The 18,247-nt window shown below is 63.1% G+C and carries 14 protein-coding genes; 2 read left to right on the top strand and 12 right to left on the bottom strand.

Annotation, left to right across the window (positions count from 1 at the left end):
• The 10 genes from pgaA to MUM_RS0107775 all read right to left on the bottom strand — a co-directional run.
• Positions 1–1,971, bottom strand: a 1,971-nt coding sequence (gene pgaA, locus MUM_RS0107820; RefSeq protein WP_010168770.1) for a poly-beta-1,6 N-acetyl-D-glucosamine export porin PgaA, incomplete at its 3' end; no start/stop codon positions are given.
• Positions 1,972–2,152: 181 nt separating this feature from the next.
• Positions 2,153–3,649, bottom strand: a complete 1,497-nt coding sequence (locus MUM_RS0107815) for a YdgA family protein (protein ID WP_029615798.1) — start codon at positions 3,647–3,649, stop codon at positions 2,153–2,155.
• 122 nt (positions 3,650–3,771) lie between these two features.
• On the bottom strand, positions 3,772–4,404 hold the full coding sequence (locus MUM_RS0107810; protein ID WP_003218188.1) for a hypothetical protein: 633 nt from the start codon (positions 4,402–4,404) through the stop codon (positions 3,772–3,774).
• A gap of 81 nt (positions 4,405–4,485) precedes the next feature.
• On the bottom strand, positions 4,486–5,928 hold the full coding sequence (locus tag MUM_RS0107805; RefSeq protein WP_010168766.1) for an efflux transporter outer membrane subunit: 1,443 nt from the start codon (positions 5,926–5,928) through the stop codon (positions 4,486–4,488).
• Positions 5,925–6,815, bottom strand: a complete 891-nt coding sequence (locus tag MUM_RS0107800; protein WP_010168764.1) for an efflux RND transporter periplasmic adaptor subunit — start codon at positions 6,813–6,815, stop codon at positions 5,925–5,927. Before MUM_RS0107800 ends, MUM_RS0107805 begins: the two co-directional genes overlap by 4 nt.
• Entirely contained in the window at positions 6,812–7,021 is a 210-nt protein-coding gene (locus MUM_RS0107795; protein ID WP_003218193.1) for a DUF1656 domain-containing protein, read from the bottom strand. Before MUM_RS0107795 ends, MUM_RS0107800 begins: the two co-directional genes overlap by 4 nt.
• Entirely contained in the window at positions 7,018–9,096 is a 2,079-nt protein-coding gene (locus tag MUM_RS0107790) for an FUSC family protein (protein ID WP_010168760.1), read from the bottom strand. Before MUM_RS0107790 ends, MUM_RS0107795 begins: the two co-directional genes overlap by 4 nt.
• Positions 9,093–9,524, bottom strand: a complete 432-nt coding sequence (locus MUM_RS0107785; protein WP_010168758.1) for a MarR family winged helix-turn-helix transcriptional regulator — start codon at positions 9,522–9,524, stop codon at positions 9,093–9,095. The genes MUM_RS0107790 and MUM_RS0107785 overlap by 4 nt, the downstream gene beginning before the upstream one ends.
• Positions 9,525–9,678: 154 nt before the next feature.
• Positions 9,679–9,924, bottom strand: coding sequence for a DUF2789 domain-containing protein (locus MUM_RS0107780; RefSeq protein WP_010168757.1), 246 nt, complete (start codon positions 9,922–9,924; stop codon positions 9,679–9,681).
• Positions 9,925–9,999: 75 nt separating this feature from the next.
• Positions 10,000–11,607, bottom strand: coding sequence for a glycosyltransferase family 39 protein (locus MUM_RS0107775; protein ID WP_029615797.1), 1,608 nt, complete (start codon positions 11,605–11,607; stop codon positions 10,000–10,002).
• Between the two features lie 209 nt (positions 11,608–11,816).
• Here MUM_RS0107775 and MUM_RS0107770 point away from each other — a divergent pair, with 209 nt between their 5' ends.
• Positions 11,817–13,979 carry a hypothetical protein gene (locus MUM_RS0107770; RefSeq protein WP_010168753.1) on the top strand — a complete coding sequence of 721 codons (2,163 nt, stop codon included), beginning with the start codon at positions 11,817–11,819 and terminating at the stop codon, positions 13,977–13,979.
• Between the two features lie 3 nt (positions 13,980–13,982).
• Positions 13,983–14,687, top strand: a complete 705-nt coding sequence (locus MUM_RS0107765; RefSeq protein ID WP_010168750.1) for a DUF3142 domain-containing protein — start codon at positions 13,983–13,985, stop codon at positions 14,685–14,687.
• A 62-nt stretch (positions 14,688–14,749) separates the two neighbouring features.
• On the opposite strand, the gene MUM_RS0107760 is transcribed toward MUM_RS0107765, so the two are convergent.
• Together MUM_RS0107760 and MUM_RS0107755 are read right to left on the bottom strand one after the other, a co-directional pair.
• Positions 14,750–17,203, bottom strand: coding sequence for a TonB-dependent siderophore receptor (locus MUM_RS0107760; protein WP_010168748.1), 2,454 nt, complete (start codon positions 17,201–17,203; stop codon positions 14,750–14,752).
• 93 nt (positions 17,204–17,296) lie between these two features.
• The gene (locus tag MUM_RS0107755; RefSeq protein WP_010168746.1) at positions 17,297–18,247 is read right to left on the bottom strand and encodes a FecR domain-containing protein; all 951 of its coding nucleotides are present in this window, start codon (positions 18,245–18,247) and stop codon (positions 17,297–17,299) included.

Raw genomic sequence — 18,247 nt, 5'->3', positions numbered from 1 at the left:
GCCGCCGTTGGCGGTGATGTCGGCGTTCAGCGCCCGCAACGGGGTGCTGGCGGAGAGGTAGTCGAGGCTGCCGCCGTACTGCCATTGGTCATTGATGTCCCGGGCAATCGCGACCCGCGCGCCCTGCTTGGAGCCAAAGCCGTAGGAGTGATTGGAGACCTCGGCTTCCAGGGTCATGTCGCGGGTGCGCCGCTCTACGCCGAGGCGCTGCCAGCGGTGCTGGCCGGTGCCTTCTTCGAAATCGGCGGTGGCGTAGCCGGCACCGCCGAACACCCGCCAGTCTTCATCGATGGGCGGGCTGTAGAGCAAGGTTTCGATACCGAAGTCGCGACTGCCGGATACCGCGCCCGCGCCGTTATCACCGCCACCGTTGCTTTTGCCGGTATAGGCCTCGACGCGCAATTCGGCCATGTCGTGCACATCCCGCAGGCGGCTTAGGCGCTGCACCTGGCGGTTGTTCGGGGCGCGGTCGACCACGTCGTCGGTGAGTGCGTCGAGCTGGCGCCACTCCTGCAAATCCAGGGCGGTGTGCCCTTGGGAAACCTCCAGGCCGATGTCGCGCGGGGCCTGGGCTTCGGTTTCCTTGAGGGTGTTTTCGGCGCGCCGAGGCCAGTCGCGGGCACGGTACATGTCGGCCTGGGCCAGGCGCAGGCCGATATTGCCGGGGGCCTGTTGCACCAGGGCTTCCAGGCCTTTTTCGCTGGCGGGCAAGTCGGCGCCATAGGTACCGGCCTGCGCCGCTAATTGTTGGGCGTCCATCCACGCGTCGTTGGGGTTGCCGATGGGCAAGCCCTTGAGTTCGACCCGGGGTTTCTGGGTGCTCGCCAGGTTGTCGGCGACTTCGCGGGCTTGCGCCACTTGATCGTTTTCGAGCAAGGCGTAGAACAGCGCGGTGCTGTCTTCGACGTGATCGCCGGCGTCCGCATCGCTCGCCGCCAGGGCCTGGCGATACAAAGGCGCGGCCTTTTCCGGCTGGCGCTGGTCGAGGTAGGCGGCAGCGACCCAGCGCAGGGCGTAGGTCGGCAGTTGCACGCCTTCGCTCTTGAGCACTTCGTAATCGCGGATCACCTCTGCGGTGCGCGCCCGGGCTTTCAACGCGCCCAGACGGTCGATGCGCCAGCGCACCACGTCGTCATGGGCGCTGGCCTGCGGCGTCCAGGTGGCGAGCAGTTGGTCGTAATCCTTGAGGGCGCGGTCCGCAATCACGTAGCGCTCTTTTTCACCGCGGGTCGCGAACTCTGCCATGCGCACGCGTTCGGCCGCCAGGTCGCCTTCGAGGCGGCGCTGGGTGACCGGGTCCAGCAGGCCCGGGCGTTTGGCAGCCAGGCGCAGGGCCGGCTCCGGCAGGCGTGCGCGTTGCAGGGCGACGATGTATTCGCGGGCGACTTCGGGTGTGTTGCCGGCACGGATGAAGGCCTGGTCGAATTCGAACAGTGCGTCATAGGTAAAACCTGCGCGGGTCAGTGCGTAGCCCAATGCCATGCGGCGGTCGGCGTCGTCGGGCTTGGCGGCCACCAGGGCGCGGGTGCGCTGCACGGCTTCGGCGGTCTGGCCGGCATCCGCCTGGGTCAGGGCCAGGCCCAGTTGCAGGTCCGGGTTATTCGGTTCGCGTTGCAGTGCCTGGCGGTACACGGCAAGCGCCGGTTCCCAACGCTGCTGGTTGCGATAGGTACGGGCAACGGTGGCCAGCGCTTGGGTGGTGAGGGTGCGAGTGCGGCCCTGGGCCTCGTAGACCGTCAGCACCTCGGCGTCCTGGCGCGCCCAACTGGCGATCAGCAGATGATCGCTGACCTGCCCCGGCGTCTGGCGCTCGGCGGGCAATTGGCGCAACAGGTTGAGGGCCGGACCGTAGTTGCCGCTGCGGGCCTGGTTGATCAGCGAATCATAGGCCGCATCGGCCGAGGCCACGACGGGCCACAGCAACTGGCCGCACAGGGCCAGGCGGATAAAGGGATGAACATTACGCGACATGTCGTCAGCTTCCTCACCTGGGAAAGCCGGAGCGATAAATTCACCTGCACGACACACCAGGCGGCCGACATCTGATGACGCGGCCAAGCTTTCCTGGGGCGCAATATCCTTGAGAGGGGTATAAAAAAGGCCAATTCAGAACAATTGTTCAGAATTGGCCTACATCACTTTGAGCCGAGTCTTATTGAGCGCCGCTGACCGCGCCGAACTTGCCCAGTACAAAACCAATGAATTGCTCGACGGTCATTTTCTGCCCGTTGAAAGTCACTTCATTGTTGGCGTAGTGCAGCTTGGAAACGATATCGGTGCCCACCAGGGTCGCCAGTTGAGTGCCCACGGCCATGCCGCTGATCATCTCGCTGGCCATCTGGGATTGCTGCTCGATGGCTTTCGGGTCGATCACACCACCGATCTGCGCTTGCAGGCCGGCCACGTCCTGGATCATCGGTTTGGACAGGGTCAGGTTGGCGTCCAGCAGGGCAACGATTTGCTTGCCCAGTTCTACCGGCGGCAGGTCCATGCTCGACGGCTTGGCCAGGTCTACCACCAGGTTGAAGCGGCTTTCGCCATTGGTGGTTTTCAGCGACAGGTTTTCTACCGCCACTTGCGGCTTGGCAGCCAGCAGTTGGTCGACGTTGGACTGGGCCAGGGCTTGCTCGGCGTCAGTCAGTTGCAACTCAGGCACGGGCTGGCCGGCAGCGGCAGCGGCTTGGGCCGGTTGGACCTTTTCCTGGTAGAGCTTGGTCAGTACCAGCATCGACGGGATGTCGACGTTCTTCATGCTGACCGCCATGGCCGCCGAACCCACTGGCTTGCCCTGGTAACCGATCTCGTCGATCTTGTAGTCGACACGGCCGGCCAGGTTGTTGTCCTTGGTTTCGCTGCTGTCTTTCTGCTCAAAGTTCTTGAGGGTCAGCACCGCTTGTTGCGGGCCGAAGGTGACCTTGGTGTTGGTCAGTTCGACGGTGTTTTGCCCGGTGTAGAAACCAAAGGTGGTTTTTTCCAGGTTGCTGGCAATGGTCAGGCCACTCAACTCGGCATCCAGCTTGGCGTTGTTGGCGTCGGTGACCGAGACCTTGAGGCTGTCCATGTAGCCGCTGGCCTTGACCTTCTTGCCTTCGGCGGTGGAGTCGAAGTCCAGGTTGGCACCGGAGAAGCTCACGGCCGACTTGTCGTCCTTGAGTTCCAGGGGCAGCAGTTCAACGTTGCCGCTCACCGAGCGGTTGTAGCCGATGTTGGCCACGCCTTTGAGTGGCGACACGTCTTTGCTGGCGGCGAACCATTTTTCGGTGGTCGGGTTTTTCTCAAGCTCATAGTGACTGGTGGCCATGACGGGCAGCCACTTCAGCGACACCAGGCGCGAGAACGGCAGCGGGCCGTGTTCGATATGGTCGACGAACAGCAGCTCGGTGTCCTGGTGGTTTTCGCCGAACACCGCGCCCTGGGCCTTGAGGCGATAGTGGGCGGTGCTGCTGAACAGCTGGCGGTCGAGGGAGACCAGTTCGAGGGTCACCGTGCCGTCGACGCCGGCCATGGAGGTCTGCAGTTCCTTGTTGGCGTCCTGGATGGCGGTTTGCAGCACCGGCTCCAGTTGCTTGCCGGTGTACCAGGCACCGCCTGCGCTGATTGCACCAATGGCGACGACGATACCCAAGAGAACGACTGCTGGCTTATTCATGTAGTGACCTGATCAAATCCTGTGAAGTGGGCTGTCTTCCCTGAACCCCGAAGGGTGTCGGCTCAAGCCCGCCGAAATCCGGGGAAGATTAGCATAGGCACCCAATCACAGTGGAAGGTCCCTCAGGAATACTCGGTTTCGATCTCATCGAGTTGATGATCGAAACTCTTCAGCCGCGCCGTCCACGTATACACCAGCACTTCAAACTCACGGTGAATCACCGCATTGCCCGGCGTATCGGACTTGGGATCGTAAAAATCCAGCTGGTAACGCTCCCGCGCCATGGCGGTGGCCACGTCGGATAATTCCCGCGCGTTATTCAGCCAATGCCGTCCGTCGGCGACCTGCCGGTCGAGCATCACGCATTGTTTTTTCAGGGCTTCGAGGCTTTTTTCCAGCGGCGTGCCGGTCAGTTCACCCATGACTTCCTGGAACGTACGCCCCGGCTGCCAGTAACTGCCCCAGAAGTAGCGGTCGAACACCGTCTCGACCCGGCGCAGGGCAACCTTGGTGTCCCAGATCGCCACGCGGGTCTTGCCTTGTTCCAGAAGTCTTCGCTTGATGCGCTGGCCCTGGTAGGAGGCCCAGGCCACCACGCCAATGGACAACACCGCGATCAGCGCGCTGGCGCTGTCGAGGAACACCATGGCCTTGTCGATCTGATGGGCCAGCATGATGCCGTAGAAGTAAGTCGCCGATAGCAACACCAGTGCGAAGAACACGCACCAGAAAGCGGGAGCATAAGGGTTTTTCATTATTGGAATCCCCATGAGCAAACGCGAGCAGTGACCAGCAGGCCATCACGGCGGCCTGCTGTTCAAAGCATAGCAATCAGCTCAGGGTTTGCTGGCTTGTGTGGCTTGCGTTCGTCCACTTTCCCAGCCGCCGCCCAGGGCCAGGAACAAATCGATCTGGCTCATGGCAACCTGGGTATTCGCCGCTGCCAGCTGCGCCCGCACATCGGTGTAGGTGCGGGTGGCTTGCAGGTCGGCCAGGAACGAGGCGCGGCCGGCCTGGAAGAAGCGGTGCGTCTGCTCCGCCGCCTCTTTGGCCGACGCGCCGGCATCGGCCAGGGCATCGCGGCGTTGCAGTTGGGCGGTGTATTGCGCGAGGCCCGTCTGGGTTTCGCGGATGGCATTGAGCACCACACCGTCGAAGTGCGCCAGGGCGCCCTGGGTCGCGGCTTCGGCCTCGTGGATGCGCGCACGCGCGCCGTTGGTCGGCAGTGTCCAGCTGATCAGCGGGCCAAAGCCCCAGCGGTTGGTGGCTGGCGTGCCCAGGTCATCCAGGATACCGACGGTGCCCACGGTGGCGCCGATGCTGATATCCGGGTACAGCGCGCCGGTGGCCACACCGATTCGCGCGGTGGCCGCCGCCAGTTGGCGTTCGGCCTGGCGCACGTCAGGGCGACGCTTGAGCAGCGTGGCGCCATCACCTACCGGCAGCAGTTGCGCGATATGCGGCAACTCGGCGCATTGGGCGGTGCCGGCCGGCAGTTGATTCAGCGGCTTGGCCAGCAGCATCGACAGGCGGAACAGCCCGGCCTGGCGCAGTGCTTCATAGCGCGGCATTTCGGCGCGCAAGGATTTGTATTGGGTTTGGGAACGGGTGACCTGGGTTTCATCACCGCGACCGGCGTCCTGCAGGCGCTGGGTCAGGTGTGTGCTCTGGGCTTGAAGGTCCAGGGACTCGTTGGCGATCGCCAGCTCTTCGTTGGCCGCGCACACCTGGGTGTAGGAACGCACCACGTCCGCCACCAGGGTGATACGGGCGATATCGGCCGCCGCCTGGGCCGCATCGGCACTGGCCTGGGAGCTTTCAATGCCGCGCTGCAAGGTGCCGAACAAATCGAATTGGTAGGAGGTGCTGATGCTGGCACTGCCGATATTCGCCACCGGGACTTTTTCCGTCAGCAAATAGGCTTCGCCGGACTCTTGCAGGCGTTGGGCCTCAGCCTTGGCGCCGGCACTCCAACCGCCGGCAGACTCGGCTTGCTGCACCTGATAGCGCGAGCGCTGCAAGTTGGCCGCGGCCACCCGCAGGTCGGTGTTGGAGGCCATGGCCTGCTCCACCAGCTTATCCAGGCGCGGGTCCTGGTAGAGCTTCCACCAGTCCGCCGGCACCGGCGCCGACACCACATTGTTGCCCTCCCCGGCCAACTGGCCCTGAAGGTCACCGCGGTTCACGGCCGCCTTGTCCGGCAGCTTGTAATCGGGCCCCACCACTTGGCAGGCCGACAGCAACAACCCCAGCCCGGCGGTTGCTAAGAGCCGTTTCATGGTTTTTCCCCCGACTCGGGTTTGTCGCCGATGATCGACACGGTGGCGGTGCGCCCGGCGATCATGCGGAAGTCTGCCGGCACATCGTCAAACGCGATGCGCACGGGGATCCGCTGGGCCAGGCGCACCCAGCTGAACGCCGGGTTGACGTTGGGCAGCAGGTTGGAGCCGCTGGTGCGGTCACGGTCTTCGATGCCGGCGACGATGCTCTGCACATGCCCACGCAGGCGGGCGTTGTCGCCGATCACGCGGATGTCGACGCTCTGGCCAACGTGGATGCCGTCGAGCTTGGTCTCTTCAAAATAGCCGTCGATGTGGAAGGAGTTGCTGTCCACCACCGACAACACCGGCCGCCCGGCGGTCACGAACTCCTGGTTACGCGGCGCACGGTCATTGATGTAGCCGTCCACCGGGCTGCGGATCACCGAGCGGTCCAGGTTGAGTTGCGCGGCATCCACCGCCACTTGCGACTCGGCCAGGGCCGATTGGGCACGGGCGACGCGGGACTGGCTTTCTTCCAGTTGCTCGCTGGCCACCAGGTTGCCGAGGCCACGGTTACGCTTGTTCTCGCGTACGGCCTGGGCCAGGGTTTCCTGGCGGTCGGCCACGGCGGCCTGGGCTTGGCGCAAGGCCAGCTTGAAGCGGTCCTGGTCGACGGAGAACAGCACTTGGCCGCGTACCACCAACTGGTTATCGCGCACGTCCACCTGCTGGATCAGCCCGGACACGTCCGGGGCGATCTGCACGATGTCGGCACGGATGTGGCCGTCACGGGTCCACGGCGCAAACATGTAGTACATCACCATGCGCCACACCACGACGCAGGCGAAGGTCACCACCAATAACGTCAGGACTACACGGCCGATGGTCAAAAAAGGTTTTTTCATGTCATGAGGTATCGACTGAGTGAATCCACTGCGCCCAGCAACAGAGCGTAGAGACCCACATTGAACAATGCCCGGTGCCAGACCAGGCGATAGAAGTGGACGCGGGTCAACAGCCCGTGCACCACCAGGTACAGCACATACGTAATGCCCATCAGCACCAGCAGCGTAGGCAGGAACACCCCGCTGATATCCAGATCACCGATCATAAAGGCGCTCCATCGGGTAACGGCGCTTCCATTTCTGTGCCGCCGAGAAACTCCACGCCCGGCAACAGCGACAGGCGCAGGCCGCTCAGGGCGTGCAGCAAGTGCAGGCGGGTTTCGTCTTCGCCTTGCAGGCCCTGGCCGTTGAGGGCGCGGCGGGTACGGTCGAGGGTCATCAGCAGACCGCTGGGGGCCGGCAGACGTTCACCGGCTTTCAGGCAGGCCTTGAAGTAACCACCAACGCCTTCCACCACCTGGTTAAGCAGCACCCGCGGCACTCCGAGGATGCGCGGCGAGTACGCCAGCAGGTCCAGCAGGTTCAGCGCCACGCGCACTTCCCGCAGGGCGATGCCGGTGTCCTGGCCGGTCATGGCCAGGCGCGGCAGGTGTTGCATCAGGCGGTCGAGCATTTGCACGCCCATCTTGCGGTGTTCGGCCAGGGTCGCAGGCTCCGTGAGGGTGACGATGTCGCGCCAGCTGAAACGAGTCAGGCGCTTGGCCGCCAGCTCGGCGCCGAACGGCCGGGCGATCAGGGTCCAGACGAAGGCGAACAACAAGCCCACCGGGCCGGCCAGGTTGGAGTTGGCGAAGGCCAGGAAGTCCGCGTCGTAGGCGCCCTGGATGCTGATGAACGACGAGGTGTTGACCAGCGTCAGCAGCATGCCCAAGTAGAAGCGCGGCTGTACCGTGAGCGTGCCGATGCAGATAAAGGGCACCGAAAACGCCAGGACCAGCATCGGGAAATCGTGCAGGTTGGGCAGCACCAGAAACAGGTACAGGCTGGCGAACAGCACCGACATCGCTGTCCAGAAAAAGAACCGGTAGATCTGCGGCGCGGGGTCATCCATGGAGGCGAAGAAGCTGCACGCAACCGCCGCCAGGATCACTGCGCTGCCGCCGTCGGTCCAGCCCAGCAGGATCCACAGCACCGAGGCGACGATGATCGCGGTGACGGTGGAAAACGCCGAGTAAAACATCAGGCCCCGGTCGAGGAACGGCGTCAGCCGGCCCAACCGCCAGTGGCGGTACACCGCGCGCCAGTTGTCCTGGCTTTCGCACTGGATAGCGGCTTGCAGGCTGCGGCAGTCTTGCCATAAATCTACCCACTCGCCCAGGCGAAACAGGGCGTTGGAGAACAGCAACTGGTGGCGATCATCCAGGGCTTCGGCGTCGGGTTGCAGGGCTTCGATCTGGTCACGCAGCGCCCGCCAGCGTTCGAGGGGCGCGTCCTTTTGCGTGCTGTCCAGCCACTCGGTGGCGGCGCTCAGCAGCGGCGTGAAGCGGTCGAGCAACTCCGGGGCGCGATGTTCCAGGGCATACACGGCGTCGTCGAGGGCGTCGATCACCGGCAGCAGGTGGATCATCCGCCCGCGCAGCTCCTTGGTGTTACGCACCGTTTGCGGCCGGGAGCCCTCGTGGGGCAGTTGGCCGATCATCAATTCCAGGGTGTTGAAGGTGGCGACCATGCCACCGCGCAAGGTGCTGATTTCTTCGGGTTGCACGTTGCGGCTGAGGAAGCGCTGGCTGTAGACCTGCGCGTCGGCAAACCACTTGCTCACCGAATCATCAAACACCGGCGCCAGCCGTCGCGGCCAGAACATCGCCCCCACGACTGCCGCCACGGCGATGCCGAGGAAAATTTCTTCGGTTCGCGCTTCCGCCACGTCCCACACCGCCAGCGGGTTATCCACCACTGGCAGGGCGATCAGCGGCAAGGTGTAGCCGGCCAGCATCAACGCATAGCTGTTGGCGGTGCGCAGGTGCAGGGACAGGAACAGCAGAATCCCGGTCCACAGCGCGATCACCACCACCAGCACGTAAGGCGTCTGCACAAACATCGGCACAAAAAACACCGCGGCGGCCGCGCCCATGAAGGTGCCGACCGCCCGGTACAGCGCCTTGGAGCTGGTAGGGCCGACAAACGGGCTGGAAACGATATACACCGTGGCCATCGCCCAATACGGACGCGGCATTTGCATCAGCATGGCGATGTACAACGCGATCATTGAAGCGGCGAATGTCCTGACGCCATAGAACCAATCCCTGGCCGGCGGCATGCCGGTAAAAAATCCGTTCAAGAACTCACAACCATGGGATGTTGATTGGCGCCTTCGAAGGCCCGCAGCACACGCAGGGCAGCTTCCAGGTCATCGGGATCGATCGTCGCCAGCACCTCGCGGCGCAGGCGCACCAGTTGTTCCTCCACCGCCTGCACCAGCTCGCGGCCACGCTCGGTAAGGCTCAAGGCCTTGGCGCGGCGGTCGTGGATGTCTTCGGTGCGGCACACGTAGCCGGAGCTGCACAGCTGGTCCAACAGGCGCACCAAGGACGGGCTTTCCATCCCGGCGGCCTGGGCTACCTTCACCTGGTGCACACCGTCGCCGAGGCGGCCGATCATCAGCAGCGGCACGGCGCAGGCTTCGGAGATGCCATAGCTGACAAGCGTGGTCTGGCAGATTTTGCGCCAGGTCCTGGCACCTACCACCATGCTGCTGCTGATGTTCATCTGGAGTTGTTCGAGGGTCTGGGACACTGGACTATTCGCATACAGTTAGTTTGCTAACTATCAATATGGTCGATGGATCCAAAGCCGTCAAGTTTTGATACAAATTTTGGGATGGGTGGTGGCGGCGCGAAGATATGGGTCAGTAAAGCGGGTTTTAAGCCCCGCGCCCCTCTCTCAACCGCAAATTCAACTCATCCACCACCTCCGCCCAATCCGCGTCCTCCAAAATCTCTTCACGCAAAAACGCGCGCTGGCCTGGCGTCCAGAAAAACGCATCCGCCAGATGCAGTTCGGGTTTGAGTGGAGAGTGGACAGCGATGAACCGCTCGATACTGACCGGGTCATCCGGCAAGCCGAGCTGTTTGAACAAGGATGGCAAGCTGTGGACCGGGGATTCCATGATGTGTTCCTGAAAAGAGGGTTCACCTGAGTCTAGCCCCCCAGGCGAACATAAACCTCTCAGGTGTTGCGCAGATTAATCGCAGCCTTCGCGGTGCACACCCGCCGGCGCGTTACACAGCACGAACAGCCGGGCGCGAGCGCCGCCGCCATCCTGCTGGCTGAGCTGGCGCCAGCCTGCCGGCAACGGGGCAAAATCATCCGGGCCGTCAGCGGCGCTGATCAGCCACACACGCTGGATGTCTGCCGGCAACGCCGACAAGCGATCGAGGTAGATGCGCCCGCCGTCCTGGTCCACCAACGTGCCAAAACCATAGGCATTCGGCCGGGTCGACTTGCCGGCGGCGGTCGGTGGCGTGAAGAGCTGCAACTGGGCGTCGGTCTCGTCGTAATAGACGTAGGGCAGGTACCAGAGCATGTCGCTGATGACGATGCGGTCATCTTCCTGATAGTTGCGGTTGACGAATTCCACCGCGACGTTGAATTGATCATGTTCATCGACGGTGGCGTTGGTCTTCACGCCCACCAGCTCGATCCCGACAAACAGCACGAACAGTGCGGCGCCCGCCAGCGTCAGGCGCGGCGACAGACGGTCGACAGCCAGCGCCACGATGATCGGCAAACTCATCGCGTACGCAGTGAGATATCGCTCGATAAACACCGGGGAGATAAACGAAACCCCATAGACCAGCAGCACCGGCAGCATCAAAAAAAGCCCCAGCAGCCAGCCGAAGCGATAGCGGCTTTGATCGCGCCAGGCGGTCACACCGACCAGCGCCACCAGCAATAACGGAAACACGACAAAGAGTGGCCGCCACAGGTGGTCGCCCGGGTCCTGAATCAGGAACTGCCACACCATCGACGGCACCGAATACAGGTTGACCGGGTCTTCCCAGCCAATATCCCCGCCCACCTTGAGCTCTTCGGTGTGCTGCACCAGGCCCAGCAAATTCGGCAGCCAGGGCAAGTACAGCAAGACGATAGCCACGTTGGCCAACCACCAGCCCGGACGCGTGACAAGGCGCAGGCCGCCGGCCCGTGGCAGGCGCAGCAATACCAGCCATGACCAGTGCACCAGCACGCACAAGGCGGTGAAGTAGTGGGTATAGAAGGCCGCCGTCATTAACAGCGCATAGGCCACCAGGTACCGCTTGCGCTCAGGCTGGCGAACCCAATACACCAATGCCAGGGTGGCAGCCAGCAGCCACACACCCAGCAGCGAATACATTCGCACTTCCTGGCTGTAGCGCACCGCCGTGGGCAGCAACGCCAGCAGAATCCCCGCCAGCACCGCCGCGCGGCGGGTCGCGATCAGCCGCGTCAGCCAGATGCCCAGGCCGACCGCGACCACGCCGGGGATCGCACTCATGCTGCGCAGGGAGAAAATACTGTCGCCAAACACCTCGATCCAGCCACGCAGCATGACGAAATACAGCGGCGGGTGAACGTCATGGGCGGCGTGAAACCACAGGTCTTCCAGGGAATACTCGGCAAGCAGCAGGCTTGAACCTTCATCGCCCCAGATCGCGGAGGCGGTCAAACCGTAGAAGCGCACGGCCACGGCCAACGCCAAAAGCGGCACCCACCACAATCGAGCGAGCCAGCCGGCGTTCTCCCACAGGCCAGGATTGAGCACGGGAAATGCCCCGGCCTTGTTGTCTTGTTCCGCCACAGAGCGTCGCACCTCTACTTCCTCACCTACTACTGAACTACGCTTGCGCGAACAACCGCCACTCTAGGTCAAAAGGCCTCGATTCGCCTGCTGTTTTGCGCGCATTTGAACAGCGATCCGCCAATCGGACAAATCTGAATTTTGCGCAGGGCTTCTCCGACGCTTTGGTGGGTTCACGCTATGATTGCCACCTTCCATGGATTCAGGATCAAGGACACTTCATGCGTATCGGTCTTCTGTCACCCCTGGCACTGACAGTGCTCGCCACCCTTCCCCTCCAGGCCCACGCCAGTGGCGATGATTCCTGCTACCCGGATTGGCGGGTGTCGCGTAACAGCCTGGACGTGTGCAGCAACCTGCCCTTCCTGAGCCCGGGCAATGACAGCCGCGTTAACCTGCGCCTGTTGCTGGCAGACAAGAACGTCATGCCGCTGGCGCCGAATGCCCTGGGCGAGCAGGACTTTTCCGAAGGCTTTGGCCAGGTGCCATTCCCGGTGTATCGGCTTACACCCGCCGCGGATGAGCCCGACAACAAGCCCGACGACTCGCGCACCGCCGAACTGGACCAACTGCTGAGCCCGCTGGGCATCAAGCGCGATGACTACAAGACTGCGGGCGAGGCCTTCCTTTCCGGCGAAGGCAGCCGTTGCCGCAGTAACGCCGATGACAGCGCCACGGCGTTTATCAGCCAGGTGGTGAAAGCCGATGTACCGCAGGCCGAACGCCAATTGCTGGCCAAACTGCGGTTGCAGATGCTCGGCAGTTGCTCCTCCGACGGCGTAGCGGCAGGCGAGGCCGATCAAATTAAATCGACAGACGGCCAGGCATTGCTCGCCTACCTGCAAGCCGCCGGCGATTTTTACAGCGGGCGCTTCAGCGACGCACAAAAAGGCTTCGCGGCGCTGACGAGCAGCGCGCTGCCCTGGCTCAAGGAAACGGCGCTGTACATGACCGCCCGCACCGCGCTGAACGACGCCCAGCAAAATGCCTTCGACGAATACGGCACGCCGTCCCTTGAGCATGTGGATAAGTCCGCGCTGCAACGGGCCGAGAGTGGCTTCGACGATTACCTGAAAACTTATCCACAGGGCGACTACGCCGCCTCCGCCCGTGGCCTGCTGCGCCGGGTGCACTGGCTGGCGCCCAACCCCGACAAGCTGGCCAATGACTTTGCCTGGCAACTGACCCAGGCCACCGATGCCCAGCGCAACGTGTCGCTGGATGAACTGGTGCAGGAAGCTGACACCAAGCTGCTGACCAGCACCACCGCACCGGTGGGCAACCCGTTGATCCTGGCCCTCAACGACCTGATGTGGATGCGCGCCGGCGAGCCGCCGAAACTCACTCGCGAAGCCCTCGACGGGCAAAAGTCGATATTTGCCCAGGAACCGGCGCTGTATGCCTATGTGCAGGCGGCGTTCGCGCTGTACGTCGAGCATCAACCCGACCGTGCCTTGAAGCTGCTGCCGCAAGACGTGCCGGCCAGTCTCGATTACTTCGCCTTCAGCCAACAGACCCTGCGCGGCCTGGCGCTGGAAGCCAAGGACGACTGGAAAGCCGCCGAGGCGTTGTGGCTGCAACTGCTGCCGCTGGCCAAGCAACCGCTGCAACGGGACCAGCTTGAGCTGGCGTTGGCCATGAACTACGAACGCAGCGGCCAACTGGCCAAGGTGTTCGCCGCCGACTCACCGATCAGCGCCAAGCAGGTGCGTTACATCCTGCTGCGCAACGTCGCCGGCCCTGAGCTGCTGCGCCAGCAGCTTGCCAGTGCGGGCGACCCGGTAGAGCGCCAGACCGCGCAATTTACGCTGCTTTATAAAGACCTGTTGCGCGGCCAGTTCGAGACCTTTGCCGAGGACTTGAAACAGCTGCCCGCCTCGCCTCCCGACGACAAGCTCGGCACCAGCCTGGGCTACGTCTACAGCGGCGGCCAGTCGTTGAAACTGTTCCGCTGGAACGGCGACAAGGCCGAATCCGGCTACACCTGCCCGAGCATCGCGCAAATCGCCAGCACCCTGCAGGCCGACCCGAAAAACCCCCAGGGCCTGAATTGCCTGGGTGAATTCGTCCTGCGTAACGGCCTGGACGGCATGCCCCTGGAACAAGCGCGCTCCGCCGGCAGCCTGGGCAGTACGGCCTCGCCTTTCAAAGGTGAAACCTTTTCGCGGCTCGAAGGCTACAAGCGGGTGATCGGCAATCCCAAGGCACCGCATAACGACAAGGCCTACGCGCTGTTTCGCGCCATCAACTGCTACGGGCCTTCGGGCTACAACAGCTGTGGTGGCGAAGACGTCGACAAGGCCGTGCGCAAAGGCTGGTTCCGCCAGTTGAAAACCGGATTTGCCGATACCCAGTGGGGCAAGTCGCTGCAGTACTACTGGTAAGGCGTGAAGCACTTCTGGCTGGTCCTGCTCCTGCTGGCACGCCCGGCCTTCGGCGCGGTGGACGCCCGCGACCATGATGCATTCTGGCTGTGGAGCGGTGTCGCCCCGCAGCCGGTGCTCAAGCAGGCGAAAACCCTGTACATCCTCCAGGGCCAGATCAACTCGACCCGCCGCGCGCCCTCGCGTGGCGTGCAGTTCATCGCCCAGGGCATGAGTGTGCCGCGCATTACCCAGGGTGAAATCTGGGTGGTGTACCGCGCCCACACCCTGCGCTGGCCCGAGTCGGTCTACCGCCAGATGCTCGGCCAGGTGCAACGCTGGCGGGACGCGGGCAATCCGGTGGTGGGTATCCAGATCGACTTCGACGCCCGCACGCAATACCTCAACGAATACGTCGACTTCCTGCGCGACCTGCGCCAGCGCCTGCCCAAGGACTTGCGCCTGAGCATCACCGGGCTGATGGACTGGAGCAGCAATGCCGACCCGGCGGCCATCGCGCAACTCAAGGGCGTGATTGATGAAGTGGTGGTGCAAACCTATCAGGGCCGCCACAGCATTCCGGATTACGCGGCGTATTTGCCACGGATGAATCGGCTGGGCGTGCCATTCAAGATTGGGTTGATTCAGGGTGGAGAGTGGGAGGAGCCGGGGTATTTGAAGGGCAGTGAGTGGTTTCGAGGGTATGTGGTGTTTTTGCAGAATCCTTGAGTGCCCACGGTCCTTGGACTGTGGGCACTAATGGCTAAAAAACGCCCGCGAATGCCCGATGTTTACCAGTCATAGGTCAAGCTCGACACCACCGTGCGCCCTTCCCCGTAGTAACAATCCAGGTCGCTGGTGCATTGCGATACGTAGGTCTTGTTGGTCAGGTTCTGCACATTCATCGCCAGCCTCACGCCTTTGAGCTTGAACGGCGAGGTGCCCAAGTCGTAGCTCAAGCTGGCGTCGTAGACGGTATAGGACGGGATGCTGAACGCCCCTGCGTAGTAATCGCCAAAGCTGCTGCGGGCGTAACGCGCGCCCAAGCCTGCGCCAACACCGGCCAGCGGTGTGTCGCCAAGGACGGTGTAGTTGACCCAGACCGAGGCGGTAAGCGGCGCAATGCCCGCCGGGTGGCGGCCCTGGCGGCCGTCGTTGTCCTTGGTGTATTTGACGTCGTTACGTGCCGCCGAGGCGACCACATCCCAGGCGTCGCTGAGGGATGCCTTGGCTTCCAACTCCACACCGCGCGAGCGCATGGCACCGCTCTGGGTGCTGAAGGTGGTGTCTACCGGGTTGGTGGTCAGTACGTTTTCCTGGTCCAGTTGATAGACCGATACCTGAACAAAGCTCTTCTGGCCCGGCGGCTGGTATTTCAAGCCGACTTCGTACTGGTTGCCGGTAGATGGATCGAAAGGCTTGCCACTGATATCGGTGCCCGATAGCGGCAGGAAGGATTCGGAGTAGCTGACAAACGGCGCCAAGCCGTTATCGAACAGGTACACCAAACCGGCCCGGCCGGTGAAGGCTTGGTCTTTGCTGCTGGTGCGGGTGTCGGCCAGTGGTTCCTTGTTGACCACGTTGGCCCAGTCGTAGCGCCCGCCCAGCACCAACGCCCACTTATCCAGCTTGATCTGGTCCTGCACGTACAGGCCGGTCTGGGTCACGGTGCGGTCCCATTGGTAAGGCTGGCCGAAATTCAGCCGCTGGCCATAGACCGGCTTGAACAGGTCGATCACCGGCGGATTACGGTCGTACAGGCCGTGGAATTGAGAGTTGAAGTGGTAGTAATCCAGGCCAACGATCAACGTGTGGGACAGTGCGCCGGTGTCGAACTCCGCCTGGGCGATGCTATCCACACCGAATACTTTGTTGTGCTGCGACCAGTCCACGCCGAAGCGTTGCAGGTAGCGCTGGTCTCGCGCGCCGGTTACCGGGTTGGGCACAAATCTGTAGCCGTGCAGCGGTGCGGTGTAGCGGTCGTCCACTTCGGCGTAGCGAGCATTTTGCTTGAGGGTCCAGGTGTCGTTCAGGCGATGGGACACCTCATAGCCCAACACGTACTGCTCGCGGTTGTACTGGTTGACGCCTGGCTCGCCGAGAAACAGGTCACGCTTGATCTTGCCGTTGGGGTTGTCCCAGATCGTCCCGGACGCGGGCAACCCCTGGGCCTCGGGCACGCCTTTGTCTTTCTGGTACTGGGCGAACACGGTCAGGCGGGTGTCGTCGTTGGGTTGCCAGGTCAGGCTGGGTGCGATGAACTGGCGTTTGTTCTCGACATAGTTGATCTCGCCCTGTTCGTCCTTGGCCAGGCCAGTCAGGCGATAGAGAAACTGGCCCTGCTCATCCAGCGGTCCACTGAGGTCAATGGCGGCGCTTTTGTGCTCGTAGGTGCCGGCCTCCAGCACCACTTGATGCACCGGGGTTTCGCTGGGGCGCTTGCTGACCATGTTGACGATGCCGCCCGGCTGGTTCTGCCCGTACAAGACCGAGGCCGGGCCTTTGAGCACTTCGATGCGCTCCAGGGAATAGGGCTCGATCTGCAATGCACCGCCGGTGCTGCCGCCGCCATAAGGCAGGTGCAAGCCGTCGAGGTACAGCGGCGTAGGCGAGAAGCCACGGGAGGTGGGTTCATCGAACAGTTTGACCCGATCGGAAAAACCGCCGGCCGTCATGCCCGGTGTGTAGAGCAGTGCCTGGGTGACACTTTGGGCACCGCGCGCCTTGATCTCGGCGGCGGTGATGACGTTGATGGTCTGGGGGATTTCCACCAGCGCCGAATCGGTCTTGCTGCCGGTGGCGCTGCGCTTGGCAACGATGCCGTCGACCGGGCCCCAGGCAGTTTCTTGATCCTGTTGGCCACTGATCTGTGTCGCACCGAGTTGCAGCGCACCGCTCGCGGGCAGCGCCTGCAACGACCAGCCACCCTGGGATTGCACCGCAACCAATCCGCTGCCGACCAACAAACGTTCCAACCCGGGCCCGGTGGCGTAGCGCCCCTGCAAGCCGGCGCTGCGCTTGCCTTGGGTCAGCGAGGCGTCCACCGACAACAGAATTCCCGAGGCGCTGGCGAAGTGGTTCAAGGCCTGGTCGAGGTTGCCTGCGGGAATGTTGTATTGGCGTAAGGCTTCAGCGCTTTCCTGCGCCTGGACCAGGCTCGGCACCACTGGCGCCGTCGCCAGCAAACTGACAAACAGGCCACGGCGCAGGGCGCGGGCCAGGGGTTGGATTGGGTGGTGCGACATTGCAGGGCTCCCCGTGAGAACGCTTCTTGATTGGCTTTCAAGAGGTATCCCGGACGGGGTTGAAAAACCGACAAGCCGAAGGCAAAAAATTTTTTACACCCGCGCCTTGATCGTGACCCAATAGCGCGTAACCGCCTTCACCTGCACCGGCAACGAACGCTCAAGCGCGTGGAGAATCGCGTCGGTGTCGTTGAGCGGAAACACCCCGGTCAACAGCAAGCCCGCCACCGCAGCATCGCAACGCAGCAGGCCTGGGCGGTAGCGGCCCAGTTCGGTGATGAACTGCCCCAACGGCTGGCGCTCGGCGACCAGGCGGTTCTGGGTCCAACTGCTGGCGTTGACATCCACCGGCACCCGCGTCGAAGTCTGACTGGCGCTGAACCACAGGCTGTCTCCGGCGCTCATTTGTACCGCCGCACCGTGCACCGGACGTACCTGCACACGCCCCTCATACAGGTCGACACGACTGCCATCGTCCCCTTCACGCACGGCAAACCGGGTGCCCAGGGCCTGCACATCCCCCGCCGGGGTTTCGACGATCAATGGCCGGGACGGGTCGTGGCCGCTGGTCAGCAGGATCTCGCCGCGTATCAGGCGGATACGTCGCTCACTGGTACTGAACCGCAGGTCGACCGCGCTGTTGCTGTTGAGGTCCAGGCGCGTGCCGTCACTCAAGGTCAGGTGGCGAATCTCGCCGGTGGCGGTACGGTATTCGGCAAACGCCGCCTGCCACGGCTGGCTGCCCTGCACCAGATAGCCGCTGCCACCGGCCACCAGCAACAACCCGAGCAGCTTCAAGGCCGCGCGGCGCTGGGTGTCCGGTGTATCGCGTAAAACCGCGCGGGCACTGTCGGCGGGTACGCCACCGAGGGTGTGCTGCAATTGCTGCAAACGTTTCCAGGCACGCCGGTGTTCAGGGTCGGCCGCCTGCCAGCGCGCAAAGGCCTGGCGCTGGTCGCCATCCAGTTCGCCGCCCCATTGCAGCATCAGCCACTCGCTGGCTTGCTCGACAATGGCCGGGGCAATCGGCGCTTCAGACCGCAT

It is taken from the genome of Pseudomonas sp. PAMC 25886, from assembly GCF_000242655.1.
Classification (GTDB): domain Bacteria; phylum Pseudomonadota; class Gammaproteobacteria; order Pseudomonadales; family Pseudomonadaceae; genus Aquipseudomonas.
This window is presented reverse-complemented; position numbering and strand designations above follow the sequence as displayed.